Below are 26,303 nucleotides of genomic sequence, written 5' to 3' on the forward strand. Positions count from 1 at the left end.
CGTGACCGGGCCGGATCATCCTTTATAGGGTCACCAGCGTCAGGATGGTCTCGGTAATGCCACAAAATGGCGGATAAATATATCTTTCCTTAAACGGAATCAGGCCTGATCCTGATTTTCGCTCTCTCTAAAGCGGGAATCCCGATGTACCCATGTTGAGAGTAGCAGGCCGAACCCGAGCATGACGTTCAGCATGGCCGAGCCGCCATACGACACCAGAGGCAACGGCACGCCACCCACCGGAATGGCGCCCATCACCATGGACAGATTAACCAGACAATACAGAAAGAAGTTCATGCTGATGCCCAGAGCCACCAGCCGCCCGAAGCGGTTGCGGCTCCGGATGGCCATCAGCATACCGCCCAGAATCAGAAGCAGCAGGAGGCCGATGACCGTGACGGCCCCCACATAACCCCATTCTTCTGCAATCATGGTGAAGATGAAGTCGGTCTGCTTTTCTGGCAGAAAGTTCAGCTGCCCCTGGGAGCCGTGCAGATAGCCCTGCCCCCACATGCCGCCAGATCCGAGTGCGATCTTGGACTGAATGATGTTGTAGCCAGCCCCCAGCGGGTCACTTTCCGGGTTGAGGAAGGTGGTAATGCGGGCGCGCTGATAGTCATGCAGATGGGCATAGGCAAATTTGGCCAGATACGGCACCGGCAGCAGGAGCAGGGTAATCAGCCACAGTCGCATGCCCGCGGCAAAGAACATGGACGCCCCGATCCCGCCAATAATCACGGCGGTCCCCAGATTGGGCTCCTTGAGCACCAGCACAACCGGTAGCAGCACAAGGAAAGCCGGGGGGATCAGCCAGAGGGGATTACCCATCCGGGCGTAGCTGATGCGGTGGAACCACGCGGCCAGAGCGAGCACCAGAGCCACCTTGGCGTATTCGGAGGGCTGAACCTGTAGCCCGCCAATCATCAGCCAGCGTTCCGCGCCTTTCCCCACGTGCCCCATGTGTAACACGGCCACCAGCAGGATGATGGAGAGCACATAAAGTGGCCCGGCAATACGCACCAGCATTTTGGGCGGCAGCATGGCCACGGTGATCATCAGCACCAGCCCCACCGCAAAGCGGGCGGCCTGTGGTGCAGCAAACGGATAGGGTGTGCCACCGCCTGCGGAATACAACGTGACATAGCCAACGCCTGCCAGCGTGCAGATGAGCAGCACATACAGCCAGCTGATGCTCCAGAGTTTTGAGAGCAGGCGGAAGCTTGGCTCGGCGCGCAGAAGGCGTTTGTGGAATTTCATGATTATTCAGGCGTGTCCGCTGGGGGCGTATCCGCGTCCGGTGTCTCTGCGGTTGCCACACTTTCCGGCGGCGGGGTGAGGTGGTTCACCGGGTCCCGCAGCAGGGTGTCGGTCATGATATCGCGCGCCAGCGGAGCCGCAGCATCAGCGCCGGTATTGCCGTGTTCAATGACGACCGAGACCGCATAGCGCGGTGCGTCATAGGGCGCGAAGCAGATGAACAGCGCATGCGGGCGATATTCCCACGGCAGATTGGCGGAGTTGAAGTGCCCGCTCTCACGCAGCGCACGGGATACACGGCGCACCTGAGCAGAGCCGGTCTTGCCCGCCATTGTGATGCCGGGCAGCCCCAGACGCGCCTTGGGGGCTGTGCCGTGCTGTTCGTTCACCACGGCAAACATGCCCGAGCGCAGGGCTGCCAGATATTTGTCGGGCATGCCGAGTTCGGGCCAGTGTTCGGGCGTGGCTTCCGGCCCCAGATCCCCATTCATGGCGCGCACCAGATGCGGCTGCACGGCCCGGCCTGTGGCAAGGCGGGACGTATAGGTGGCCAGTTGCAGTGGCGTGACCTGCACAAACCCCTGACCGATGCCGCTGACGATGGTATCGCCCCCGTTCCAGTGGTGGTGGTGTGCCTGCCGCCATGTGGGGGTGGGGATCAGCCCGGTACGGGTGTGCGGGAGTTCAATATCCAGTGCCGTGCCCAGTCCGAACTGGTGAGCCGTTTCGGCGATGCGGTCCATGCCAACCCGGCGGGCCATTTCATAAAAATAGACGTCGCAGGAATATTTGAGTGCCTGATGCAGGTCCACAGACCCGTGCCCCCAGCGGGACCAGCAGTGGAAGCGTGTGCCGCCCACATCCAGATGACCGGGGCAGAAGACGCGGTCCGTCGGGGAGAACAGACCAGACTGTAGTCCGGCCATGGCGACGGCGGGTTTGAAGGTCGAGCCGGGGGGATACACGCCCGCCACAGCCTTGTTGATCAGCGGCGTGCGTTCGTTATTGGTCCACTCAATCCACTGGGCGTGGCTGACGCCACTATCAAACAGCGAGGGATCAAACGAGGGAGTGCTGACCATGGCCAGCACTTCCCCGTTGCGGCAGTCCATGACCACCGCGGAGGCTGTCTGCTCGCCAATGCGGCTCAGCACCTTTTGTTGCAGGCCGCGGTCAATGGTCAGGCCAATTTCCGCACCGGGCACGCCTTCCACCCGGTTGAGTTCGGACATGACGCGACCCACGGAATTGACTTCCATTTCCACGGAGCCAGCGGTGCCGCGCAGCTTTTCATCCTGACTCTGCTCTACACCCGCACGGCCTACGCGCATGCCGGGCAAGGCCAGCAGGGCAGAGCGGGCCACGTCCCGCTCATTCGGCGGTGCGACATAGCCGATCAGATGCGCCAGCAACTCCCCTTCCGGGTAAACACGCCGGGTGCCGACATCAATCAGCACGCCGGGGAGGGAGGGCGCGTTGAGTTCAATCCGCGCCATTTCCTCCCAGGAGAGGAAGTCACGCAGCATGACGGGGATAAACCGCCGCTGGTGGCGCATTTCGCGCGCAATCCGCGCGCGGTCCCGGTCATCCAGCGGAATGATGGTGGAAAACCGTTCGATGGTGCCGCTGACATCGGTGGTTTCTTCCGGCATTAGCAGGGCGCGCCAGTTTTCTTTGTTATTAGCAAGTGCCACGCCGTAGCGGTCCACAATCCGGCCACGCGGCGGGGCCAGATAGCGTTTGCTCACGCGGTTGCTGGCCGCCATGCGGGCGTAGCGGTCCCCGTCCTTGATCTGAAGTTGGTAGAGCTTGTGCGCCAGTTCCCCCAGCGCGCCTGCCTGCACGGCCATGAACAGCAAAGCCCGGCGCGTAAAAACACCGCGGCCGGGGTCCTTCTGGTTCTTGATGGGCATCAGGCGGCTGCTCTCCCGCCTGCGACGCCTCAGCCGCATGACATGCCTCCGGACAGCATCAGGGGTCTTCCTTTTCATCCAGCTTATTCAGAACCCATGAGAACAGGGCCGAAAGCGGAGGATAGACACCGATTGTCAAAAGAGCCTCGAACAAAGCCGGGGCGATGTCCAGCACAGCAAGCCGGAACAGGCAGGCCAGCCCCCACTGCAACAGGCAGGCCCCTGCGGCCACGAGCGCAAACACGCCCCAGACCAGCAGAAAGTTCAGGCGCATCAGGCCAAAGCGGGAATAAAACGCCACGCCATGCACCAGCAGCAGGATAAACGCGCTGACCCCGAGCGGCGTGAAGCCGACCAGATCCATGAACAGGCCAAGCAGAAACACTGCCACCCCGGACATGCCGGTGGGCCGCCAGAACGACCAGAAAAAGATAGTGGCGATGACAATGGCGGGCAGCAGTTCCGCAGCACCGGGAATGTTCAGGGGGGCTGAGAAAAAGACAATGATGAGCGCGATAAAGATGGAGGGCAGCAGACGGCGCGCCCCGTGGTCGAGGCGTTGCCACACAGTCTGGCGGGGCCGGATTTCCGGTTCCCACGCGCTCATGGAAGGATCTGGCATCATCCGCGTCTGCCCTCAACCCTGACCAAGCAGGGTTTTGAGGGGCAGGGTCAGCGTTTTACGTGGGTGGGCCAGAGGCACATGGCCGGGGGCATCGGGCGGATCAATCAAGGCCTGACCAAAATCAAACACCCGCAGCAGGCTCAGATGGTCCAGTTGGGCAAACGGCACCACCACCGGCTGGCCGGGATGCAGATAATGCACCGTGCCAATGGGGAGTCCTGCGGGAAAAGCGCCTGCCTGATCACTCGTCACGACTCGTTCACCTTCAATGGGCCGGGTATCCTGCGCGTAATACATCAGCCGGGGGAGGGGGGTATTGTCCCCGCCCATGATGGCGGTAGCATGGCTGGCGTCCAGCATGACGGGCAGGCGGCTGGCAATATCGGTAATCAGCAGGATGCGGGCGGAGCGGGCACCGGTTTCCGTCACGCGGCCAGCCAGACCATTGGCGGCCAGCGCCACATTGCCCACATGCACGCCGCTATCCGTACCGGCCACAAGCAGGACGGCGCGGGCGTAAATGCCCCCGCTATCCGCCACCACGCGGCCCGTGACAAAGGCGGGTGTGGGTTCAGGAATCCAGTGGAGGGCAGTTTTCAGCGCATCATTTTCCCGCGTCAGGGAGACGGCGACATCATACCAGCGGCGCAGATTTTCATTTTCTGTCTGAAGCCGTGCATTTTCGGACGCCATGCGTCCTGCCTCACGCAGATTGGTGTTGATAGCCTGCACGCGGTGCTGCGCGGAGGCCATCAGCCCCCACAAAGGAGCCAGACCATCTGCTACAGTCATGCGGGCTTTATCAGCCAGTTTCCGGTCTGCCTGACCGGCAATGATGATGCCAATGGACAACAGAACCAGCAGGGGCAGCACCAGCTTGCCCAGTGCCTGACGCATCTGGATGGAGACGGGAATCATACGGCCTCCACAGCTTTCAGGCGGTCAGCCCCTGTGTGTGCGTTCAGGGCGTGTCTGCGTGTTCTCCACATGGAGTGGCATGCATCCTTTCCATCAGCCGGGCTGACGTTTTGTCCCGCGTTTTAGGAGAAAAACATGACAATCAATACATGGTTGTCAGGACGTTGCGCAGGCGCTTCATTTCTTCCAGCGCACGCCCCGTGCCAAGTGCCACGCAGGACAGCGGATCTTCCCCAACGGTGACGGGCAGGCCTGTGGCCAGACGCAGCACTTCGCTCAGGCGATGCAGCAGCGCACCGCCGCCGGTCAGCACAATGCCTTTGTCCACAATATCCGCCGCCAGTTCCGGCGGGGTGTTTTCCAGCGCCGTGGTAACGGCATCCACAATCTGACTCACGGGTTCCAGCAGGCTTTCGGCAATCTGGGCCTGAGAGACCTGAACCTCACGCGGGACGCCGTTAATAAGGTCACGCCCTTTCACATCCAGCCAGGGGCCGGGGTCTTCCGGGTCATCCGGCATCATGGCGGAGCCGAGGTTGATTTTGATGCGCTCGGCGGAGCTTTCGCCAATCAGCAGGTTATGGGTGCGGCGGATGTAGGAGATGATGGCTTCATCCATCTTGTCCCCGCCCACACGCACGGAGCGGGCATAGACAATGCCGCCCAGCGAAATAACGGCCACTTCCGTCGTGCCGCCACCAATATCAACAATCATGCTGCCGGACGGTTCCGTAACCGGCAGACCGGCGCCAATGGCAGCGGCCATAGGTTCTTCAATCAGGAAGACGCGGCGCGCACCGGCACTTTCCGCACTTTCCTGAATGGCGCGGCGCTCAACGGCGGTAGAGCCGGAGGGCACGCACACAATAATCTGCGGGCTGGTAAAGGCGCGGCGATTATGGACCTTGCGGATGAAATGCTTGATCATTTCTTCCGCGACATCAAAATCGGCAATCACGCCATCCCGCATCGGGCGGATGGCGGTGATGTTGCCCGGAGTCCGGCCCACCATCAGTTTGGCCTCATCCCCTACTGCCAGCAGTTGCTTCTTGCCCCGTACCTCGGCAATGGCCACCACGGACGGCTCATTGAGCACAATGCCGCGTCCTTTGACATAGACGAGGGTATTGGCGGTACCCAGGTCGATAGCCATGTCGGCGGACATGAGACCGAGCAAACGAGAGAACATCCAGCACTCCTGGCTTGAGAGGGTACTGCACACGCCTGAACGCAGGCGCGCAAACAACCACACTCTAAGATAATCAGCTTCTATATGGGGGCAGGGATTACCGGGCTGCAACCACCCAGACAAGACCCTGAGGCAATAAACTGCCTAAAATTATACCAACCCGGTCTGGTATAACAGAACCGGGCTGGTTAGCAGTTTTTAAGCAGTGAGTTCTTCGGGTTCTGCACGGTCTCGTTTGACCAGCAGTTTGTTCAGCGCATGCACGTAAGCGCGCACGGCAGACACCACCGTATCGGCATCCGCCCCCTGACCATCCACCAGCTTGCCGTCTTCTTCCAGACGCACGGTGGTGCGGGCCTGTGCGTCCGTCCCTTCCGTCACTGCACCGACGGAGAACAGCGCCAGACGGGCTTCATGCGGGAAGGCGATGCGCAGGGCGTTGAAGGCGGCATCCACCGGGCCGTTGCCAGTTGCTTCGGCTTCAATCGCCTTGCCATCCACCTGCAGGGACAGTGTGACGTTGGAGGGCTTGCCCGAGCAGGAGGTCAGGCTGAGTGCGCCAAAGCGGATATGCTCGTTATCGCGCACTTCGTCGTCCACGAGTGCCACGATATCTTCGTCGTAAACGGCCTTTTTCTTGTCGGCCAGATCCTTGAAGCGAGTAAAGGCGTCATTCAGCTTGGCATCGTCCAGATCGCCATAGCCCAGCGCTTTCAGCTTGTCGCGGAAGGCCGCGCGACCGGAATGCTTGCCCATGATCAGGGAAGAGCGGGACCAGCCTACGCTTTCCGGCGTCATGATCTCATAGGTTGCGGCGTTTTTCAGCACGCCGTCCTGATGGATGCCGCTTTCATGCGCAAAGGCATTGCGGCCCACAATGGCCTTGTTGGGCTGCACGTCAAAGCTGGTGATGGTGGCCAGCATGCGGGAGACCTTCAGCAGGCTTTCCGAATGGATGCCGGTGGTGAAGGGATACTGGTCATGCCGCGTGCGGATGGCCATGACGATTTCTTCCAGCGCAGCGTTACCTGCCCGTTCGCCAATGCCGTTGATGGTGCATTCAATCTGGCGGGCCCCGCCGCGTACGGAAGCCAGCGTGTTGGCAACGCCCAGCCCGAGGTCATTATGGTTATGGGCGGAGAAAATGACCTGATCCGCTCCCGGCACGCGCTCCACCAGCATGGAGAAAATGCGTTCCATGTCTTCCGGCGTGGCGTAGCCCACGGTGTCGGGGATGTTGATGGTGGTGGCACCGGCCTTGATGGCGGCTTCCACGCAGCGGCACAGGAAGTCCGGCTCCGTGCGGGAGCCATCTTCTGCGGACCATTCCACATCGTCCGTCAGATTACGGGCGGCGGTGTTGCCTGTGGTGATCAGGTCCAGAACCGTCTCCGGCTCCATCCGCAGCTTGTATTTCATGTGCAGCGGAGAGGTGGAGATGAAGTTGTGAATGCGCTTGCGTTCCGCCGGGGCCAGAGCCTCACCCGCGGCAGCAATGTCTTTCGCCCCACCCGAGCGAGCCAGCGCACAGATGACGGCGCCTTTGGTGTGCTGCGCAATCTGGTGGACGGACTCGAAGTCCCCTTTGGAGGCGACGGGGAAGCCGGCCTCAATCACATCCACACCCAGTGCCGCAAGGGCTTCTGCCATGCGCAGCTTTTCCGCCAGATTCATGGAGAACCCGGGGGACTGCTCGCCATCGCGCAGCGTGGTGTCAAAAATGATGACACGGTCGGCAGGCAGATGGCCAAAGGAGGGATGATTGATAATGGTGGAGCTGGCTGACATCGGAAACTGTCCTTGAAATCGGTCTTGTCTGGTTTCTGGCATGCGGGTCAGGCACGCCGGTATCCGCTATGGATACAAAGGCTCGTTCATCTTCCCCCTAAGCGCGACAGCACAAGACCGCCCAGATCGCTCAGGGGCAGATTAGTCGAAGAAGAAGGTCCAGACGTGTGGCCACGCCGCCCGCCTGCGCCGCGTTGCGGCACAGCAGAGACTCGGACGTGAACCAGACGGAATTCATGGCGGGCACCATACAGACGGATTTTGTAAAAGCAACTCTAGTTTGCGCGCTGACCGCGCAGACAATGCAGGGTGTAGAGCATGACGCCCAGCAGGACGGCGGCGAATGTCTGATGCACAGCCCCGGCCCAGACCGGCACAACCAGCAGCAGGGTGGTCACCCCCAGTGCATACTGGATCAGTACCGCCCAGCCCAGCAGCATGATGGCGTTATGCGCTTTGCTGCCAAGAGTGGCGCTGCGCAGGCCGAACAGCAGAACCGCGCCAATGCTCAGGGCCGTCAGGGTGGCCAGCAGGCGGTGGTCAAACTGAATGGCGGCCTTGTTGTCCACCAGATTCATCCAGAACGGGGAAAGGCGGGCGTATTCCGTCGGGATCAGGTGTCCGTCCATCAGCGGGAAAGTATTGTAAACAAAGCCTGCATGCGTGCCTGCGGTAAAGCCGCCTGCCACAATGGTGATGCAGATCAGGCAGAGCGCCAGCCAGACCAGCCGCTTGGTGCGGGTGCCCTCGGCAGAGGGTGTGACCACCTGCGGGGTGGGCCAGCGGATGGAAAGGGCCGTCCACAGAATGGCGAGATACAGGGCGAGGGCGGCGCTCAGATGCAGCACCAGCCGCACCGGTTCCACCGCCGTGCTGTCCGGCCGGAAGCCGGAAGCCACCATGAACCAGCCAATGGCCCCCTGCATGGCGCCCAGAACAAAGAACACAAACAGGCGCAGCGCCAGAGCACGGGTAATCATGCCCCGGATGGTGAACCAGATGAGCGGCAGCAGCAGCACGAGGCCCATCAGGCGGCCCCAGAAGCGGTGAATCCACTCAGCCCAGAAAATCCTCTGGAAGCCTGCCAGCCCGAAGCCTTCATGCTGAAGGTGATATTGCGGGATAGTCTGATACAGCGCGAACAGCCGCTCCCACTCTGCATGAGATAGTGGGGGGATAAACCCGCTGACCGGCTGCCAGTCCATAATGGACAGGCCGGAGCCGGTCAGGCGCGTCACCCCGCCAATAGCAATCATGCCCAGCAGCATGAAGCAGAGCAGGAACAGCCAGTTGGAAATCAGGCGGCGGTGGTTGGGGGCCATATCGGCATAGCGCGGAGGAGAGGAGGACATGGCACCTTTGGCCTGTGTTGTGTCTGACTATAACGAGGGTTTAAACCCTGCTTGCGGCTGGCGGCAAGAAGATGGTACCAGCCGGCAGGATGGAACAGACACCTCCCTCCGCCGCGCGGCCTGTTTTCCGGTTTTTGCGTCCTGCTCTGATGCTGGCCTTTCTGGTTGCGGGGGCCGTGCTGCTGCGCGCCGTGCCGGGCCTGAGGCATGTGCTGGAAAGTACCGCTCTGCTGCGGGATGGCGCATGGGGGCGCGTGGTGTTTCTGGCCGGTGCGTCCGTCTGGTGTGCGTTTGGCCTGCCGCGGCAGGTTGCGGGATTTGCCGCCGGGCTGGCCTATGGGGCCCTTGAGGGCACGGTGCTGATTACTGTTGCATCGACAGCCGGATGTGTGGCTGGCTTTTTCTGGGCACGCTGGGGTGGCCGGCACTGGGCGCAGGCCCGGCTTGGGGCGCGCTTTGCCCGACTTGATGCCATGCTGAGCCGCCAGCCTTTTCTGAGTATTCTCACATTACGTCTGCTGCCGGTTGGGTCTGCTTTGTTGCTGAACCTGCTGGGGGGCGTCTCAGGCATTGGCGTGGTGCCATTTGCTGCGGCCACCGTGCTGGGTGGCCTGCCGCAGAATGTGGTGGCGGTGCTGCTGGGGGCCGGGGTGCGGGTTGACGCTGTGTGGCAGTTTGTGCTTGGCGGGGGCCTGTTTGTTGCCTCGGGCGTGCTGGGTGTGTGGCTGCTGCGCCGGGCGCAGGTAGGCCGCATAGTGCAGCAGGATACAGACCGGGCCGGCCAGCCAGACGCCTAGGAGCCAGCCTCCCTGGGGTGGCATCAAAAAGATGCTGCATTTCTGTTCTTCGTTTTTGCCTCTGTCCTGTCAGGCCGATGTCCTGTTCAGTTCTTTTTTGCCCCTCTTTTTCTTTCCGGAGCGCCACGATGGCATCTGCCACCGTCTCACGAGAGCCTGTTTCTGCCATTTTCCCGAACGGGGTGCCGGGCTGGCTCCCCCTCCTGCTGGGGTTTCTGACTGCCGTTGGCCCCATTTCCACGGATATCTATCTGCCAGCGTTTCCCGCCATGGAGCAGTCTCTGCACACCACGGCGGGCAATGTGCAGATGACGCTGTCTATCTGGTTTGTCGGGCTGGCCATCGGGCAGATTACCATGGGGCCGCTGGCGGATCGTTACGGGCGGCGCTGGCCTATGCTGGCGGGCAATCTGATTTATGGTCTGGCGTCTGCGGTCTGCGCTTTTGCGCCGGACATCATCACCTTTTCCATTGCCCGGTTTGTGGCGTCCATTGGGGCGTCGGCCAGTCTGGTTATCCCCACGGCCTGCGTGCGCGATATTGTGCCGGACCGGAATGCCGGGGCTAAAATGCTGTCTCAGCTGGTGATGGTGATGGGCGTTGTGCCCATTCTGGCTCCCATGCTGGGCGGTATGGTTGTGGCTGTTACCTCATGGCGCATCATTTTCTGGGCGTCTGCGGTGTATGGGCTGCTGTGTGTGCTGCTGGTAATATGGGTGTTGCCGGAAACGCTGCCGTACCAGAGGCGTGTCTCCCTGTCTCCCATGACGCTGGTCACCCGTTATCTCACTCTGCTGCGGGACCGGTCATTCAGTTCCCATGCGCTGATCACCGGTTTTTCCACCTTCATGCAGTTCAGCTATCTGACGGCGGCATCCTTTGTCTTCATCAAGATTTTTGGGTTCACGCCGTTCCGCTTCTCCATGCTGTTTGGCATTTTTTCCGTCTTCATGATCGGCGCATCCCAGCTGAACGGGGTGCTGGTCGGGCGGATCGACTCGGCCAGATTGCTGGTTATGGCGGTGCTGGTGGCTGTGCTGGGCGGCGCGCTGGTGGTGGCTGTCAGTCTGTGGGGGGATTGGTATGCAAGTGCGGAATGGCGCAAACATTACGAAGTGTGGTTCCTTATTGCCACAATGGTGCTCACCCTCGCGCCGACGGGCTTTATTTTCCCTAATGGCATGATGGGCGCACTGGCGGACCACCCCAGTCTGGCAGGGGCGGCGGCTGCGCTGGCGGGCACCATGCAGTATGTGCTGGGCGCGCTGGCCGGGGCCGTGCTGGGGATGTTCCCCACAACGTCGGCTCTGCCTATGGCGGGCTGTATGTTTTTTGGTACATTAATGATGCTGGCCATGTGTGCACTCCGGCCCGGAGGTTTGAGCAGCACCACTGGCCACCAGAGCGACTGAGGCAAACACGGGCGCTGTGCCCTGACGCCGCAGGCAACGTGAAACGGAGCTAGGACGGCATGGCACGGCATCCCGCAAGACGGGCCCATATTCTGGCACTGATTGGTGCCGGTCTGCTTATTGTCACGTTCGGGACTATGGGCATTGAGCTGGGTAACGAAATGGCCCGCCATGGCGATCTGGATCGCCGGAGCACCGCTGCTGGCAGTTACCTGCGCAACCTGCACCACGCGACCAGCGAGGCCCGGATCTGCCATTATGCCTGGCTGGCCAAGGGGCAGGAGCGGGATGAGACCTGTTATGAGCGCGCCATTGCCCAGCTTGGCGCAGCCCGGCAGGATTTTACGGCGTTCAAGGCCATCCAGAAGCGGCAAGGCAGTGAGCGATCAGAACTTCTGAGCGCAGTTGATAACGGCCTGACGCAGGTTGCCGGCTGGAAGACAACCGGCGGGGCCATGCCGGAGGGTGGTGAACAGGTTCTGGCCACTCTTGATGATAACCTTTCCGTTCTCAGCCGCGTCAGCACGCTGGATCAGGCTGATCGTGTGGCCAACATGCTGCGCAATACCAGCTGGCAGCGGCGTCTGGGGCTTCTTGGTATTTTGACCGGTGTGCTCAGTCTGATTTCCGCTGGCTGGGTTCTGGACCGGTCTTCTCTTGCCGCAGCGCGGGCGGAAGCGTCCTCGCGTGATCTGGCATTGCGTCTGCGCGCCACGCTGGACAGCCTGAGTCTGGGTGTTGCGGTGTTTGGCGCGGATGGCCGCCTGTGGCACTGGAACGAGCAACTGCGCACGGTGCTGGGGCTTGAAAAGGATTTTCTGAAGCTCGGCCTCTCTTATGAAGAGCTTAGCGCTGTTCTTGTAGTGGGGGGCGTACCCCTTCTGGAGCCGTTCGAGCATATTGAAGCCAGTCTGTCGCGCGGTGAATCTGCGCCGCCGGTCATGGTGGAATGTAACGGGATTAATGGTGCGGATCTGGAACTGTGCCGTACCCTGTTCTTCGCGCCGGATGGGGCAGCGGAGCGCCGAGGCTTTGTGCTGACGGCAGCCGATATCACCCTTCGTCTGCGTAGTGAGCGCGCTCTGGGTGAAGCCCAGAAACTCCGCGCTCTTGGCCAGCTGACCGCTGGCATTGCGCATGACTTTAAAAATCTGCTCACCGTAATCTTAGGCAATCTGGAACTGGCTGCGGATCATGACCAGCCGGACCATGTGGAGCAGCGGCAGGAATATCTTTCCGCCGCCACGCATGCCGGGCGGCGGTCCGAGGCGCTGACGGGCCAGTTGCTCTCCTTCATGCGGCGGCAGAGCACGACGCCGGATTCTTTGTCTCTATCTGATCTGTTCTCTTTTTTGAGCGGGTTGCTGGGGCGGATTATCGGCTCCCGTATTGTCGTGGAATGTGGGGATGTTTCGGGCGTATGGTCCGTGCGGGCTGACCCGGCGCAGCTTGAAAGTGCTGTGCTGAATCTGGCCATTAATGCGCGGGACGCCATGCCGACAGGCGGCCGTCTGCGCATAGTCGCGCGGAATGTCACCTTCCCCGTCAATGCCGACCTGATGAGCCTTCCGGTGGAGGAAGGCCGCACAATGCGCGTTGTCTCAGACCCAACCCCTCTGACCGCAGGGGACTGGGTGCGGCTGGACGTGATTGATAGCGGCAGCGGCATGACGAAGGAGGTTCTGGCGCATCTGTTTGAACCCTTCTTCACCACCAAGAGTGAAGGCGCCGGCACAGGGCTGGGGATGGCCATGGTTCTGGCGTTTTCCCAGCAGGCACGCGGGCGCGTGGTGGTAGCGACGGGTGCATCCTGCGGCACGGAGGTCTCCCTGTGGCTTCCTCGCGCCGTTACGGATGTGAAGGAGGTTGTGCTGCCCAAATGCGCACCGGCGGCACCGGTGCAGGAGCGACAGATGCAGGTTCTGGTGGTGGAAGATGATGCGGCCATTCGGGATATTGTCGTCACCATTCTCAGCATGGCCGGGCACCGGGTGCTGGAAGCCGGGGACGGCGAGCAGGCGTTTGATGTGGCGGCTGCGGCCAAGGGGCGGATCGATCTGCTGGTGACAGATATTCAGCTCCCCGGCCCGCTGGATGGCGTGACGCTTTCCCGCGTGCTGGCGGGGCGTGATGCTGGTCTGGCTGTGGTCTATATGTCGGGTGAACTCACGCCGGACAGCCCCCCTCCGCCCGGTGCGCTGAAGGGGGCGCGACTGCTGCCCAAGCCTTTCCGCCGAGATGGCCTGATGCAGGCGGTTACAGCGGCTCTGACCGCACGGGCGGGGGCCTGACTCCCATCCTTCTCTCTTGCGGAAGGGGGAGGGGCGGGCTAGAGCGTGTGCCGCAAAACCATCGGAAAGGACACCACGGGCCATGACGCAGCACGAGGATATCGACCTGAAGCGTTATATTCGGAACATTCCGGATTTTCCGAAACCGGGTATCCTGTTCTACGATATTTCCACGCTGATGCGTGAGCCGGATGCCTGGCAGATCACCATGGGCCGTCTGGCACGCCAGATTGCACCGTGGGAGCCTGATATGCTGGCCGCTGTGGAATCCCGCGGGTTTCTGACAGCTGCTCCGCTGGCGGACCGTCTTGGCTGTGGCATGCTGATGCTGCGTAAACCGGGCAAGCTGCCGGGTGCCACCATCTCCCATACGTATGATCTGGAATATGGCAGTGACACGCTGCAGATTCAGGCTGACGCCATCAAACCCGGCCAGCGCGTTGTGGTGATGGATGATCTGCTGGCAACCGGCGGCACGCTCTCCGCGTCTGTCACGCTGCTGCAAAAGGCTGGCGCTAATGTAGTCGGGGCTTCTGTGCTGGTGGAACTGACCGGCCTTGGCGGCCGCGCAAAAGTGGATGCGCCCGTTAAAACCCTGCTGTCTTACGACGAATAAAACACGTCCCGCCCTGCTGTGCCTGTGACGCCTGCCTGTCAGGCATAGCGGGCATAGTAAGGTGTGAATACGTTTTTACTCTGCCCTAAGCTATGAAGGCTGCATGGCAGGTATTTCCGTAAAATACGATTGGCTGAGTGCTGCATGAGGAGTGCAGCGCTTTCTATAGGCCAGCTCTGGCAGGCGTTTGCGCAGATTGCGCGCCAGACCCTGCTGGGGGGTGGCCCGCCGCGTAAACTGGACCACTTTCGCTGGCTGTATGCGCCGGACCTCCTGTCCTTCGGCTACGCGCTACGGACCACTATTTCCGCTTTAATCGCGCTGGGTATTGCTCTCTGGTGGGAGCTTGGCAGCCCGCAATGGGCCGCGCTGACGGTCTGGATGGTGGCGCAGGGCACGCGCGGTAAATCCATCGCCAAGGCGCGGTGGCATATGTTTGGCATGGTGGTAGGTACCATCTGCGCCATTGTGCTGGTGGCCTGCATGCCACAGGCACCGCTGCTGTATCTGTTCTGTCTGGCCGGAGGGATCGGGGCGTTCTGCTTTATCGGAACACTTCTGCCCGGCCCGGCGGCCATGACCAACTACCGTATTCATGGCATGCGGGCATCCGGCTTTACCTACGCCATTATCGCGCTGGATGGGGTGCTGGCACCGGACCATATTTTTGAAATCGCCATGGCCCGCGCTACCTACATCACGCTGGGTATTGTGGTGGAAACCACCATTTCCTCCCTGTTTCAATACCGGCTGGAAAACCGTGCGAGAAACCGGCTGGCCAGCAATTTTGTGCAGGCGCTGGGCGGCGTGACGCGCACACTCGGCCGCCTGCTGCAAGGCGACCGGCGCTCAGTGTCCACCTCGCCTGAGGTGTTCTCCACCATTCTGACGCTGAGTGATCAGGTGGAGTTTGCCGAAATTGAGATGGGCAAACACAAGCATGAAGGCGACCACGCCCGCGCAGCCCTTGCCGCCATGACGGTCCTGATGTCGCGCGGGCTGGATCTTGCGGCTTTGTTGCAGGTGCCAGACAGCGAGGGCACCCATTATCAGCAGACCGCTGCGGAAGTGAGCCACTTTTTGCAAACGCTGCCGGGCCGTGTGGATCAGGATCAGCCCGTCGCGCCCGTCCTGCGGGAGCTGGATGAATTATGTGCCACCTGCCGCCAGCTTGCAGCCGCCTGTCTGGATGAGGAAATGGTCGCGGCGACTCATACGCCGGTTGATCGGGACGAGGAGCGCGTTGTCTCCCGTCAGGGCCAGCTTTTGCACAAGCTGGGAGAAATGATGGACGAACTGCGGCTGGCGCTTGAGCAGTTCGACATGAGCCGCAACCCGCAGCCGCATGACCACTTCCGCTACGCCATGCGGTCTTACCGGGACTGGCGGATGGCGTTTACTAACAGCTTGCGGGCTTCCGTCACCATCTTCTGTTCCGGGCTGATCTGGGTTGCCACGGCCTGGCCGGATGGTCTGACCTTCATGATGTTTGTCTCTATTGTCTGCGCCCTGTTCTCCACGCTGGAACAGCCGGCTCTGGCGACCAAAGCCTTCCTGCACGGGACTATCTGCGTCATCGGCATGTGCGGTCTGCTGGATTTGTGGGTAATGGCTCAGCCCACCACGTATGAAATGCTGGCCATGTGCCTTTCCATCCCCATGCTGCTGGGCGGACTGGCTTTTGCCTATGTGCCGCTGGTTCTGGCGGCGGTGGCCTATAACCTGTTCCTGCCCATTCTGGTCGGGCCGCTGAATCAGGGCCGGATGGATGAGGTCATGTATTTTAACACGGCGCTGCCGCTCTTGCTGGCCATGGTGTTTGCCATGTGGATGTATCGGGTTTTCCTGCCGTTTGACCCCGATGGTCTGCGGTGGGACATGCGGCTGAACATTCTGCGCGGCTTGCGGCGGCTGGCCAGCCAGCGGGTGCCGGAACTGCCGTCCGAAGTGGTGGGGCGCAGCGTGGATGGCTTTGTGCGCCTGTCCACCATGACGCCGGATAAAAAGTCTTTTGTGCTCAATCGCTATCTGAGCGGCGTGCTGTCCGGCATGACCATCGGGCTGAATGTGCTGCGGTTACGGGCCATTCTGGCGCAGGGTGTGCTGCCACCCGGCGCACAACGGGCCACGCAGGCCATGATGAACCGGATGCAGCGGTTTACAGGCCGCTATGGCGGGCAATATGGGCGCACGGCGCGGGCTACGCATCTGGCTGTGCAGTATCTGGTGCAGCGGGAGCAGGTGGAAACAAACCTGTCCGTGCGGCTGGAAATGCTGCGCGCCCTTGCCAGCCTGAGGGTGATTGAAACGGAACTGGAGCAGAACCAGGATTTCTTTGATGCGTCCTCCCCGTATCTGGACAAGGCGTTTTCCTGACTGTGTTTTGACTCTTCCTGTGCCAGCAGGCATGGAAAAGGCGATGCCCCGGCCCCTTTCTGTTCAGACGGATACAGCAAAATGACCGCCTCCCTTCAGACGTCATTCTGGCAAGAGCAGGCAGACAGCCTGTACCCACGGGTAAGCCATGTTATTCCGGCCATGGAGTGGCCCGTTTTTTCTGAAGATATTGCCGCTATTCTGGCCCTTAAGGAAAAGCGTAACGCCGTCATTCTGGCGCATAACTATCAGACGCCGGAAATCTTCCATTGTGTGGCGGACGTCACGGGGGATTCCCTCGCTCTGGCGCGTAAGGCGCAGGACGTAAAAGCCGATGTGATTGTTATGGCGGGGGTGGCCTTCATGGCTGAGACCGCCAAGCTGCTGAACCCGTCTAAAACGGTGCTTCTGCCGTCTGTGGAAGCCGGATGCTCACTGGCGGATTCTATCACCGCAGCCGATGTCCGGCTGATGCGCGCCCGTTACCCCGGCGTGCCGGTGGTGACGTATGTGAACACCTCAGCCGATGTGAAGGCAGAAAGCGATATCTGCTGCACCTCCGGCAATGCCCGCCAGGTGATTGAAAGTCTGGGCGTGGATGAAGTGATCATGATCCCCGATGAGTTTCTGGCGCAGAATGTGGCGAAGGAAACCGGGGTGAAAATCATCACCTGGAAAGGCCATTGTGAGGTGCATGAGCGTTTCACGCCGGAAGAAATCCGCCAGTGGCGCGCCGCATGGCCGGGTCTTGTTGTGCTGGCGCATCCGGAATGTCCGCCGGAGGTTGTGGCGGAAGCCGATTTTTCCGGCTCAACTGCCGGGATGTCAGAGTTTGTGGCGTCTGGAAAAGCCGGACGTGTGCTGCTGGTGACGGAATGTTCCATGAGCGACAATCTGGCTGTGGAACATCCCGAGGTAGAGTTTGTCCGGCCCTGCAATCTCTGCCCGCATATGAAGCACATCACGCTCTCCGCCATTCGCAAATCGCTGGAACAGATGGAAGTGGAAGTGACGGTCGATCCCAGTGTGGCAGATCGCGCCCGCCTGTCCATTGAGCGGATGCTGGCGGTTTAAGGCCTTTTCCACTTACGATTTTTGAAGAAGAGAACGAGACGCTCCATGCTGCCTGCCCTGCCTGATATCATGCTCGAACCGCTGGTGCGGGCCGGACTGCTGGAAGATCTCGGACGCGGAGGGGATCTGACGACCAGCGCCGTTCTGAAAGGGACAGAGCGCGTCCGGGTGACCCTGCGTTGCCGGGAAAAAGGTGTGCTGGCGGGGCTGGATCTGGCTCGATTGTCCTTTCACCTGATGGACCCCTCTCTGCTGTTCGAGCGTCTGAAAATGGAGGGCGCGCCTCTGGAACCCGGTGATGTAGTGGCCGTGGTGGAAGGCTCTGCCCGCTCCATTCTGACAGGCGAGCGGGTGGGGCTGAATTTCCTCTCCCACCTCAGCGGTATTGCTACCGCTACGGCGCAGATTGTAGCCAGCATGGCGGGCACAAAGGCACGTCTGTGCTGCACGCGCAAAACGCTGCCCGGTCTGCGGGCGGTGCAGAAATATGCCGTGCGGGCCGGTGGGGGGATCAGCCATCGGATGGGGCTGGATGACGCCATTTTGATCAAGGACAACCATATTGCGCTGGTGGGCAGTGTGCAGGAAGCCGTGGCGCGGGCGCGCAACGCAGCGGGCCATATGGTGAAAATTGAAGTTGAGGTCGACACACCCGAGCAGTTGCAAGACGTGCTGGCGGGGGAGCCGGTGGACGCCGTGCTGCTGGACAACATGCCGGTGCCCATGCTGCGCACCTGTGTTGAGATGATTAAAGGCTGCCTGCTAACCGAGGCCTCCGGTGGCATTACCCCGCTGACGGCTGCGGCCATTGCCGGGACGGGGGTGGATCTGCTGTCCGTCGGCTGGCTGACGCATTCCGTCAAAGCGCTCGATTTTGGTCTGGATTTTGAAAAGACCCTTTGAACGTCAACATCCTCACGTCCCGGTGTTTTGTGTAACCCTTGGGGCAGGTCACGCGTTAGTCGGTAAAATGTGAGTCTGATCCCTTGAGTTCACCTCCGGAACCTCATGGGATGATGCACGAAAAATAAGAGGCAGCCTTTATGTCAGAGTCTTTCAGCACAGCGTCGCCCACCCCGGCGGAAGAGTGGTCGGAAACCCGGGTACGGGTTTTTCTGCGCGAGATGTTTGATGCCGCCGTGGCGAGCGCCAGCCCGTTCCATGTGCTGGCGCGGTTCCTGCCGGAAAAACCTAAAGGGCGGTGTATTGTGGTGGGGGCCGGTAAGGCAGCGGCGTCCATGGCGGCGGCGCTGGAAGCCGCATGGCCGGATGTCCCGCTGGAAGGCGTGGTCGTCACGCGGGATGGGCATGCCATGGCGACCCAGTCCATCCGTGTGCTGGAAGCCTCACACCCGGTCCCGGATGAACGCAGCGAGCAGGCTGCGCGAGAAATTCTGAAAACGGTGAAGGGGCTTCAGGCGGATGATCTGGTTATCGCCCTGATCTCCGGTGGTGGTTCGGCTCTTCTGGCACTCCCCGCTGAGGGTATTACGCTGGATGAGAAAAAGCAGATTGCCCGCCAGCTCCTGCATTCCGGGGCGACCATTACAGAGATGAACACCGTCCGCCGCCATTTGTCCGCCATCAAGGGTGGTCGGCTGGCACAGGCGGCTTATCCGGCACGGGTTGTCTCTTTGGTGATCAGCGACGTTCCGGGTGATGACCCGGCCGTCATTGCCAGTGGCCCCACACTGCAGGATGAGACCACGGCGCAGGATGTGCTGCGCATCATCCAGAAATATGATCTGACGTTACCCCCGGCAGCACAGGCCTTGCTGGAACGGGAAGCCAGTGCAGCAAAGCACACGTGTCCGCCCGTGGCGGAAGGTAATAGCCTGACACTGATCGCAACGCCGTTCTTCGCGCTGGAAGCCGCAGCCGATGTGGCGCGCCGGGCGGGTGTAACCCCCATTATTCTGGGGGACGCGCTGGAAGGGGAAAGCTGTTCTGCCGGGGTTCTGTTTGCTGGCATGGCCCGGTCTGTCAAACAGCACGGTCATCCTGTGGCTGCTCCTGCTGTGCTGCTGAGTGGCGGCGAAACGACTGTGACCATCAGGCCGGGTGAAAAACCGGGCAAAGGAGGCCGTAATACGGAATTTCTGCTGGCCTGTGCGCAAAGTCTTGCCGGTGAAGCGGGGATCTGGGGTATGGCCGGGGATAGTGACGGGATTGATGGTACGGAAGATGCCGCCGGTGCTCTGATCGGCCCGCACACCCTCTCCCGCGGTGCCGCGCTGGGTTTAAGCGCTGAAGAGTTTCTGAAACGGCATGATAGCTACAGCTACTTTAAAGAGCTGGATGACCTTGTGATGACCGGGCCCACGCTAACTAATGTGAATGATATTCGCCTGATTCTGGTTCTGTAAAAGGCGCTTTTCAAACTCAGTCTTCCAGAGCGTGTCTGACGGCGTCCCGCAGAGCCGGGATGACCACGTTCTGGAATTCCGGCGTTTTCCGCTCCCACGCCCCTGTTCGCCATGAGGGGTGCGGGAGAGGGAAATTGCCGGGGAGATAAGAACGGAAATCCAAAACCCGTTCAAAAACCTTCCCTTTTCCCAAAGCATAATTCTGCGCGTATGATCCCACAAGTAGCGTCAGGCGCAGATTGGGCAGGAAGGACAGGATGCGCTCCCGCCACAGGGACGCGCATTCTGGCGGGGGTGGCCGGTCTCCCCCTTTTGGTAAAACCCCCGGATAACACAGGGCCATTGGCACAATGGCGACCTGTTCTGTGTCGTAAAAAACATCCGGGTTCATATCCAGCCAGGAACGCAGGCGCTCGCCAGATGCATCATTAAACGGGATGCCGGTATTATGCACACGTGTTCCGGGCGCCTGTCCGGCAATCAGAATCCGGGCGCGGGGCGAGAGGCGCACAACCGGGCGCGGCCCGAGCGGCAGCTTATGCGCACAGGCCTGACACCCCTGTAGTTCTTTCAGAAAACTGGCGAGAATTTCGTCCTGTTCTGCAGCGGTGCTGCCTGCGGGAAAGCCGGGAGTATGTTTGGAAAAGAGAGAGGCCATCGCAAGGATATGTGGTGGGGCGTTCCATTCCACAATATGCCGTCTTCCCGAAGCGTATCGCGCATAAAAAAACACCGCGCTGGCAGGCCCAGCGCGGTGTTTTCAGATCTGCCCCGGTTAAGGGGCAGAGTGAGAGAAGAGGCGGCTTACTGTGCTGCGTCTTCACCCGTGTGGGTCTGCGGAGAGAACGTCCAGCCAGCGCCGTAAGGCTGCGGATGGAAGACACCCCACGTTGCCGTGTCGCTCCCACCAAAGCCCCAGGAAGCGGAGGAGATCGGTGCATGATCAACACGCAGCTTCTGGATATCAGAGGCTGTCACGTTAGCAGGAGCTTTGTTGCCCCATGCCGTGCGGATGAAGTTCACGACATCAGCCATCTGCTGGTCAGACAGAACGCTCTTGTAGCCCGGCATGGCGACAGCGGACGGAGCCCAGTTGGTCGGCGGCAGAACCGCACCGTCCACAATGATGTGGGCGACAGATGTCGGGTTTTCAGACACCACAACCGGGTTGCCAGCCAGCGGCGGGAACATACGGGCTACACCACCACCGTCGTTACGGTGACAGATGGCGCACTGGTCAACATACACGCTGGCGCCGGGGGTGCCGGACGTGTTGTTGGAGTCCAGAGTCTGTGCCGTGGACGGGTCATACTTGTAGTCACCCCGTGCCGGCGGAACCGGGGGCAGGGCCTTCAGGTATTTCGCCATGGCGTGCAGGTCAGAATCCGTGAAGTACTGGGTGCTCCAGCCCACCACGTCTGCCATGCCACCAAACACTGCGGAATGGTCGGTACGGCCAGATTTCAGGAACTGGTAGAGGTCTTCTTCAGACCAGCGACCAACACCCATAACCGGGTCGTTCCGCAGGCTGGGGGCAATCCAGTTATCAATCGGAGCGCCACCGGCCAGGAAGTCAGCACCGCCGGAGGCATCCAGAGCTTTTTCCTGCATGCCAAAGCCGCGCGGCGTATGACAGGCGCCGCAATGGCCCGGACCCGTGACGAGGTATTCACCGCGGGCAATGTCAGCATCCGTGCCCGGAGCCGGCGTGAAGTCCTTGGGTGCCGGAGCAAACACGGAACGCCAGATGGACAGCGGCCAGCGCATGGACATCGGCCAGGAGATGCCAGCCGGTTTGTTGGCGTCGGCAACCGGCTTCACACCATGCATGAAGTACGCATACAGCGCCTTCATGTCGTCCTGCGTCATCCGTGCAAAGGACGGATAAGGCATGGCGGGATAAAGCGTGCTGCCATCCTTGCGGACGCCGTGGCGAACGGCTTCGTCAAATTCCTTGAACGTGTAGGTGCCTATCCCGTGGGTCGGGTCCGGCGTGATGTTCGTGGAATAGATGGTGCCAATGGGGGTCTGAATAGACAGACCACCCGCGTATTTCTGGCCATGCAGCGCTGTATGACAGGCCACGCAGTCACCCAGACGGGCGACATACTCACCTTTTTTTACCAGTTCATCATCAGTGCTCTGGGCATGGGCCAGAGAAGTTCCTGCCAGAAGCCCGACAGTGACCGCTCCAAGAGCGGCTTTTAGTCCTTTGATCATCGTTTTTACCACTGTATCGCTTGTGTGCCGAATGACGTCATGACTCTGCCGGACCATTACGGCGTGATGCCGAGGGTCGCGTTTTCAGGAATGCCCTTGTCATTCTTGCGAGCATCCACTTCACGCTGATACGTTTCGTTCGCGCGCTTGATGAGGAACTGGCGAATGGCCTCAATCTCATCAGGCTTCATGCTCGTATCAAAACGATCCATGCCGTAGGCAGTCAGAGCACCGCGACCGACAACGTTGTAGAACGCATCCTGATGGCGGATTGAGCCGGACCAGCGCAGATCAGGCAGAACGCCAGCACCTTCCCCGTTATCGCCATGGCAGGCGGCGCAATAGGTCTGGAACTGGAAGTAGCCGTTGTCCGTCACCTTGGTGTCATACTGTGCCGGCGGCTTGACGGGCAGGAAGCCCTTGTCGTTCTGCGGCGGCAGAACAGCATTACCATCCAGAGAGAAGGCCACAACGCGGGAGTGGTTGACTGTCCAGCCGGACGTACGGGCCAGACCACCCAGGAAGAACGGATAGATCCCGCCCCAGCCCACTTCCACAGCCACGTACTGCTTGCCTTTTGCCTTATAGGTAATCGGCGGAGCAATAATGCCGCTCTGTGCATCAAAGTGGAACAGATCTGCACCGTTCGTGGCGTCGTAGGCGTGGAATTCGCCGTTAGCCAGACCCTGGAACAGAAGATCACCGCCAGTTGCCAGAAGACCGCCATTCCAGGGGCCTTTGTGGTCAACAACCCAGGCAGCCTGCTGCTTCTTCGGATCCCAGGCCACAATCCAGCCCTTCAGATCTTTCATGAAAGCCGTGCGGGCTTCGGGGGTATCGGGCAGACCAGCTTTGGTCATGTCCAGACCGAGGTTCCAGGAGTCCGGGTGCGGCTTGAAGCCACCAACCTGGTTTTTATACAGGAACGGAACCTGCTGCGCCGGGATGTAGACCAGGCCCGTTTTGGGGCTGTAGGCCATGGCAGCAAAGTTATGCCCGCCCAGATCGCCCGGAATGCCATACCATTCCTTGCCGTTCAGGGTGTAGAGCGCATCCGGGTTATAGATCGGACGACCCGTCTTGGGGTCCAGACCCTGGGCCCAGTTCTGGTACACATAGTTGTTGCCGGACAGGAATTCACCCGTTTTGGCATCCAGAATGTAGAAGAAGCCGTTTTTCGGCGCATGCACGATCACGTGGCGTTTTTCACCATTGATCGGCAGATCAAGCGTCATGATCTGCTGGACCGAGGTGTAATCCCACTGGTCCATCGGCGTTTCCTGGAAATGCCAGACGTATTCGCCGGTTTCAGGCTTAACGGCAACAATGCTGCCCAGGAACAGGTTATCGCCAATCCCGTCGGAACGATATTTGTAGTTCCAGGGGGAGCCGTTACCAACAGCCAGATAAACCAGATCGGCTTCCGGGTCATAGACAATGGAGTCCCAGACCGTGCCGCCGCCGCCCTGACGCGTCCAGGCGCCCGTGGGGCTCCAGGTCTTGTAGGCTTTGTTCATCAGCGCGGAATCTGATGCAGCGTGGTCAGGCTGGTTCTTGTTGTTCGGAACCGTATAGAAGCGCCAGTCCATCTTGCCGGTTTCGGCATCGTAGGCGGTCACAAAACCACGGGCACCAAATTCGGACCCGCCGTTGCCGATCAGAACGCGACCTTTTGCAACACGCACAGCGCCGTCAACCGTATAGGAACGCTGCTGGCCCAGAGAGGCATCTTTGGGGATGGTGTTCACGCTCCACACCAGCTTGCCGGTTTTGGCATCCAGTGCGATCAGGCGGCCATCAAACGTGCCAAAGTAGACTTTGCCGTTCCAGTATGCCGCACCACGGTTGACCGTGTCACAGCAGCCCTTGTCCGCAATGTTGCCCGGCGTGCGCGGGTCATAGGCCCACAGCAGCTTGCCGGTTGCGGCGTCGAGCGCCTTCATTTTGGACCAGTTGGTGGTGGCATACATCACGCCGTCCACGACCAGGGGCGTGCCTTCCTGCCCGCGGTTTGTGTCCAGGTCGTAGAACCAGGCCAGCTTCAGGTTGCCAACGTTGGACCGGTTGATGTCCTCCAGCGGGCTGAAGCGCTGTTCCGTGTAGGTCCGGCCATAAGAGAGCCAGTTTTCAGGGTGATCATCCGCATGGATAATCGCTTCCCCTGTGTTGCTTTGGGCGTCAGCGTAGGCAGGCACTGCCGCATACGGCAGTGATGCGGCGCAGATCGTTCCAGCCGCGAGAATTCCTAGCAGCGAACGTCTCTTGGCGGAGGCGGGGCGGGTCATGCGTTAGCGTCCTCGACTGATATTAAGGTGAGGAAAGAAGAAAAAAAGCCGGCAGGCCGGTTTCTCACAATCAGCCAAGAGGCCCAGTTTCTGTCAATCACGCCAGATGAATAGCTGCCTCCATGTTCCTGGAGATTATCTAGCCGTTACAGCAGCGTAGAGGCACCGCCCCGTCTTGTAGCTGGGTGATCACGAACTGTAATAGTTTATGTTATAACACGTGATGGGGGGACTTAAATAATCCCGCTAAAATGATATTCCTCTTCCGGAATAATGAGGGGCGTTTCCTCGTTTTTCCAAGAGCTGAAAAGGGTAATTTCGGAAATGGTGTGTTCAGAAAATGTCTGTGGATGATGCATCTGAATCCACTGACTGACGTTGAGTGAAGGGACGTCCGTAACAGCGGCCAGAGGAATGGTCAGGGGGGTATAAAGTTTGGGGTTTTGCACCCCCGCCCGTTGCATGGCCGAACGGATTTTCACGGAAAGGTGATCAAGCTGTGAGGGCTGTACTTTTATTCCGAGCGAGATTCGGTCCTTGCGTAGGGAAAGTTCAAATCCATCTGTCGTGAAGGAAAGCGGCGTACGCGGGCAAATGTTCCGCAGAGCGTGATCAATTTCTTCCAGAAGTGTGGGGTCGGTAATGTTTCCGAGCGCGCAGAACGGCAAAAAGAGAAAAGACTCCGGCACCCAGCTCTTGTCTGGAAAATGAGCCTGAAGCCCAAGCAGGGTTGTTCGGAGTTCCGCAGGGAGTGTCGCGCCAATTATAAGGTACATCGTCAGACCTTCATCATCTCTCAGGCTGGTCATGAAAGGGGTTGCCAACCCTTGACGCAGGGGCAGGGCAGCCACAAGTATAAAGCAACGCCGGCTTGTCCGGACAAGGAGAGGAAAAGATGTCGTTCAGTCACGACTACCGTTCACCCACAGCAGCTGCGGGCTTAAATGCCCAGGCCGGCGCACTGGATGCAGGTCTGCGCGCCTACATGCTGCGCGTTTATAACTGGATGGCCTCAGGCCTGCTGCTGACAGGCATCGTGGCCTACGCCGTGGCCTTTACCGGCTTGCGGAACCTGTTTTTCCATCTGACCCCAATGGCTGGCGGTCTGGCCCTGCGCCCCACGCTGCTGGGGGATCTGGCCATGATTGCGCCGCTCGGCTTTGTGCTGGTGATGTCCTTTGGGGTTAACCGCCTGTCCCGACAGGGCGCGCAGGGTCTTTTCTGGGCTTTCTGTGCGACCATGGGCGCCAGCATGGCCAGCATTTTTCTGGTCTATACCGGTGTCTCCGTTGTGCGCGTCTTTCTGGTAACGGCCTGCACCTTCGCGGCAACGTCTCTGTGGGGCTACACGACCAAGGCTAACCTGCTGAAGTTCAGCTCCTTCCTGATGATGGGGCTGTTCGGACTGGTGATTGCCGGTCTGGTGAATATCTTCCTGAAAAGTTCGGCAGTCTATTTTGTCTACAGCATTATCGGGGTGTTCATCTTCACGGCGTTCAGTGCGTTTGATGCCCAGCGTATCCGGGTCACCTACCCGCAGTATGCGGCGTATGAAGGTCCGGATGAAGCGGCCAAACGCAGCGTCTATGATGCGCTGAGCCTGTATCTGAATTTCATCAACCTCTTCCAGTTCCTGCTCCAGTTCATGGGCGTGCGGAACTCCAACGACTAAGGTTGGAAATAAGAGGTCCAGACTCCTTAATTGGAGGAGTCTGAATAAATCTGGAAAGCCCGGCCTGCAGAGGTCGGGCTTTTTTGTGTGGCCAGCTATGCAGTGAAGGAAAGGGCATCTGCCCATTCAGAATGCGTTCAAAATAAGACTTA

Annotated in this window: 20 protein-coding genes; 9 read left to right on the forward strand and 11 right to left on the reverse strand. The window is 60.1% G+C overall.

Annotated features, from left to right (window positions below; all coding sequences use genetic code 11):
- Nucleotides 1–99: 99 nt before the first annotated feature.
- The 7 genes from rodA to AD928_RS10750 form a co-directional block, all read right to left on the reverse strand.
- Nucleotides 100–1,257 (reverse strand): rod shape-determining protein RodA, encoded by a 1,158-nt coding sequence (gene rodA / locus AD928_RS10720; protein ID WP_062250452.1) that lies wholly within the window; start codon nt 1,255–1,257, stop codon nt 100–102.
- A gap of 2 nt (nt 1,258–1,259) precedes the next feature.
- The gene (mrdA, locus tag AD928_RS10725) at nt 1,260–3,209 is read right to left on the reverse strand and encodes a penicillin-binding protein 2 (protein WP_062250454.1); all 1,950 of its coding nucleotides are present in this window, start codon (nt 3,207–3,209) and stop codon (nt 1,260–1,262) included.
- Between the two features lie 19 nt (nt 3,210–3,228).
- Nucleotides 3,229–3,795 (reverse strand): rod shape-determining protein MreD, encoded by a 567-nt coding sequence (locus tag AD928_RS10730; RefSeq protein ID WP_233420050.1) that lies wholly within the window; start codon nt 3,793–3,795, stop codon nt 3,229–3,231.
- Nucleotides 3,796–3,807: 12 nt separating this feature from the next.
- The gene (gene mreC, locus AD928_RS10735) at nt 3,808–4,713 is read right to left on the reverse strand and encodes a rod shape-determining protein MreC (protein ID WP_062250456.1); all 906 of its coding nucleotides are present in this window, start codon (nt 4,711–4,713) and stop codon (nt 3,808–3,810) included.
- A 142-nt stretch (nt 4,714–4,855) separates the two neighbouring features.
- The gene (locus AD928_RS10740; protein WP_043549245.1) at nt 4,856–5,902 is read right to left on the reverse strand and encodes a rod shape-determining protein; all 1,047 of its coding nucleotides are present in this window, start codon (nt 5,900–5,902) and stop codon (nt 4,856–4,858) included.
- Between the two features lie 198 nt (nt 5,903–6,100).
- Nucleotides 6,101–7,690 (reverse strand): 2-isopropylmalate synthase, encoded by a 1,590-nt coding sequence (locus tag AD928_RS10745; protein ID WP_062250457.1) that lies wholly within the window; start codon nt 7,688–7,690, stop codon nt 6,101–6,103.
- Between the two features lie 275 nt (nt 7,691–7,965).
- The gene (locus AD928_RS10750; RefSeq protein ID WP_156470188.1) at nt 7,966–9,012 is read right to left on the reverse strand and encodes a COX15/CtaA family protein; all 1,047 of its coding nucleotides are present in this window, start codon (nt 9,010–9,012) and stop codon (nt 7,966–7,968) included.
- A 119-nt stretch (nt 9,013–9,131) separates the two neighbouring features.
- On the opposite strand from AD928_RS10750, the gene AD928_RS10755 reads away from it, so the two are divergent.
- The 8 genes from AD928_RS10755 (at nt 9,132) to AD928_RS10790 (ending at nt 19,974) form a co-directional block, all read left to right on the forward strand.
- The gene (locus AD928_RS10755) at nt 9,132–9,839 is read left to right on the forward strand and encodes a TVP38/TMEM64 family protein (protein WP_062250462.1); all 708 of its coding nucleotides are present in this window, start codon (nt 9,132–9,134) and stop codon (nt 9,837–9,839) included.
- Nucleotides 9,840–9,967: 128 nt separating this feature from the next.
- Nucleotides 9,968–11,251, forward strand: coding sequence for a multidrug effflux MFS transporter (locus AD928_RS10760; protein ID WP_062141638.1), 1,284 nt, complete (start codon nt 9,968–9,970; stop codon nt 11,249–11,251).
- A gap of 59 nt (nt 11,252–11,310) precedes the next feature.
- Nucleotides 11,311–13,542, forward strand: coding sequence for an ATP-binding protein (locus AD928_RS10765; RefSeq protein WP_062250464.1), 2,232 nt, complete (start codon nt 11,311–11,313; stop codon nt 13,540–13,542).
- Between the two features lie 82 nt (nt 13,543–13,624).
- Nucleotides 13,625–14,158 (forward strand): adenine phosphoribosyltransferase, encoded by a 534-nt coding sequence (locus AD928_RS10770; protein ID WP_062141636.1) that lies wholly within the window; start codon nt 13,625–13,627, stop codon nt 14,156–14,158.
- A gap of 144 nt (nt 14,159–14,302) precedes the next feature.
- Entirely contained in the window at nt 14,303–16,534 is a 2,232-nt protein-coding gene (locus AD928_RS10775) for an FUSC family protein (RefSeq protein ID WP_062250466.1), read from the forward strand.
- Nucleotides 16,535–16,615: 81 nt separating this feature from the next.
- Nucleotides 16,616–17,608, forward strand: coding sequence for a quinolinate synthase NadA (gene nadA, locus AD928_RS10780; RefSeq protein ID WP_062250468.1), 993 nt, complete (start codon nt 16,616–16,618; stop codon nt 17,606–17,608).
- A 45-nt stretch (nt 17,609–17,653) separates the two neighbouring features.
- Complete coding sequence (gene nadC, locus AD928_RS10785; protein ID WP_062250470.1) at nt 17,654–18,511, forward strand: carboxylating nicotinate-nucleotide diphosphorylase; 858 nt, start codon at nt 17,654–17,656, stop codon at nt 18,509–18,511.
- Between the two features lie 221 nt (nt 18,512–18,732).
- The gene (locus AD928_RS10790; RefSeq protein WP_233420051.1) at nt 18,733–19,974 is read left to right on the forward strand and encodes a glycerate kinase type-2 family protein; all 1,242 of its coding nucleotides are present in this window, start codon (nt 18,733–18,735) and stop codon (nt 19,972–19,974) included.
- 16 nt (nt 19,975–19,990) lie between these two features.
- On the opposite strand, the gene AD928_RS10795 is transcribed toward AD928_RS10790, so the two are convergent.
- The 4 genes from AD928_RS10795 to AD928_RS10810 all read right to left on the reverse strand — a co-directional run bounded on the left by AD928_RS10795 (nt 19,991) and on the right by AD928_RS10810 (nt 25,288).
- A complete protein-coding gene (locus AD928_RS10795) occupies nt 19,991–20,632 on the reverse strand; it encodes a uracil-DNA glycosylase family protein (RefSeq protein ID WP_082779868.1) in 642 nt (213 codons plus the stop codon).
- 146 nt (nt 20,633–20,778) lie between these two features.
- Entirely contained in the window at nt 20,779–22,194 is a 1,416-nt protein-coding gene (locus AD928_RS10800; protein WP_062250547.1) for a c-type cytochrome, read from the reverse strand.
- A gap of 56 nt (nt 22,195–22,250) precedes the next feature.
- Nucleotides 22,251–24,479 carry a PQQ-dependent dehydrogenase, methanol/ethanol family gene (locus tag AD928_RS10805; RefSeq protein WP_062141631.1) on the reverse strand — a complete coding sequence of 743 codons (2,229 nt, stop codon included), beginning with the start codon at nt 24,477–24,479 and terminating at the stop codon, nt 22,251–22,253.
- 233 nt (nt 24,480–24,712) lie between these two features.
- Complete coding sequence (locus tag AD928_RS10810) at nt 24,713–25,288, reverse strand: 2'-5' RNA ligase family protein (protein WP_062250475.1); 576 nt, start codon at nt 25,286–25,288, stop codon at nt 24,713–24,715.
- 86 nt (nt 25,289–25,374) lie between these two features.
- Between AD928_RS10810 and AD928_RS10815 the strand changes: the two genes are divergently transcribed.
- Nucleotides 25,375–26,151: a Bax inhibitor-1/YccA family protein gene (locus tag AD928_RS10815; RefSeq protein ID WP_062141629.1), complete on the forward strand. Its 777-nt coding sequence runs from the start codon at nt 25,375–25,377 to the stop codon at nt 26,149–26,151.
- Nucleotides 26,152–26,303: the final 152 nt, after the last annotated feature.

It is taken from the genome of Acetobacter cerevisiae (assembly GCF_001580535.1).
Lineage (GTDB): Bacteria > Pseudomonadota > Alphaproteobacteria > Acetobacterales > Acetobacteraceae > Acetobacter > Acetobacter cerevisiae.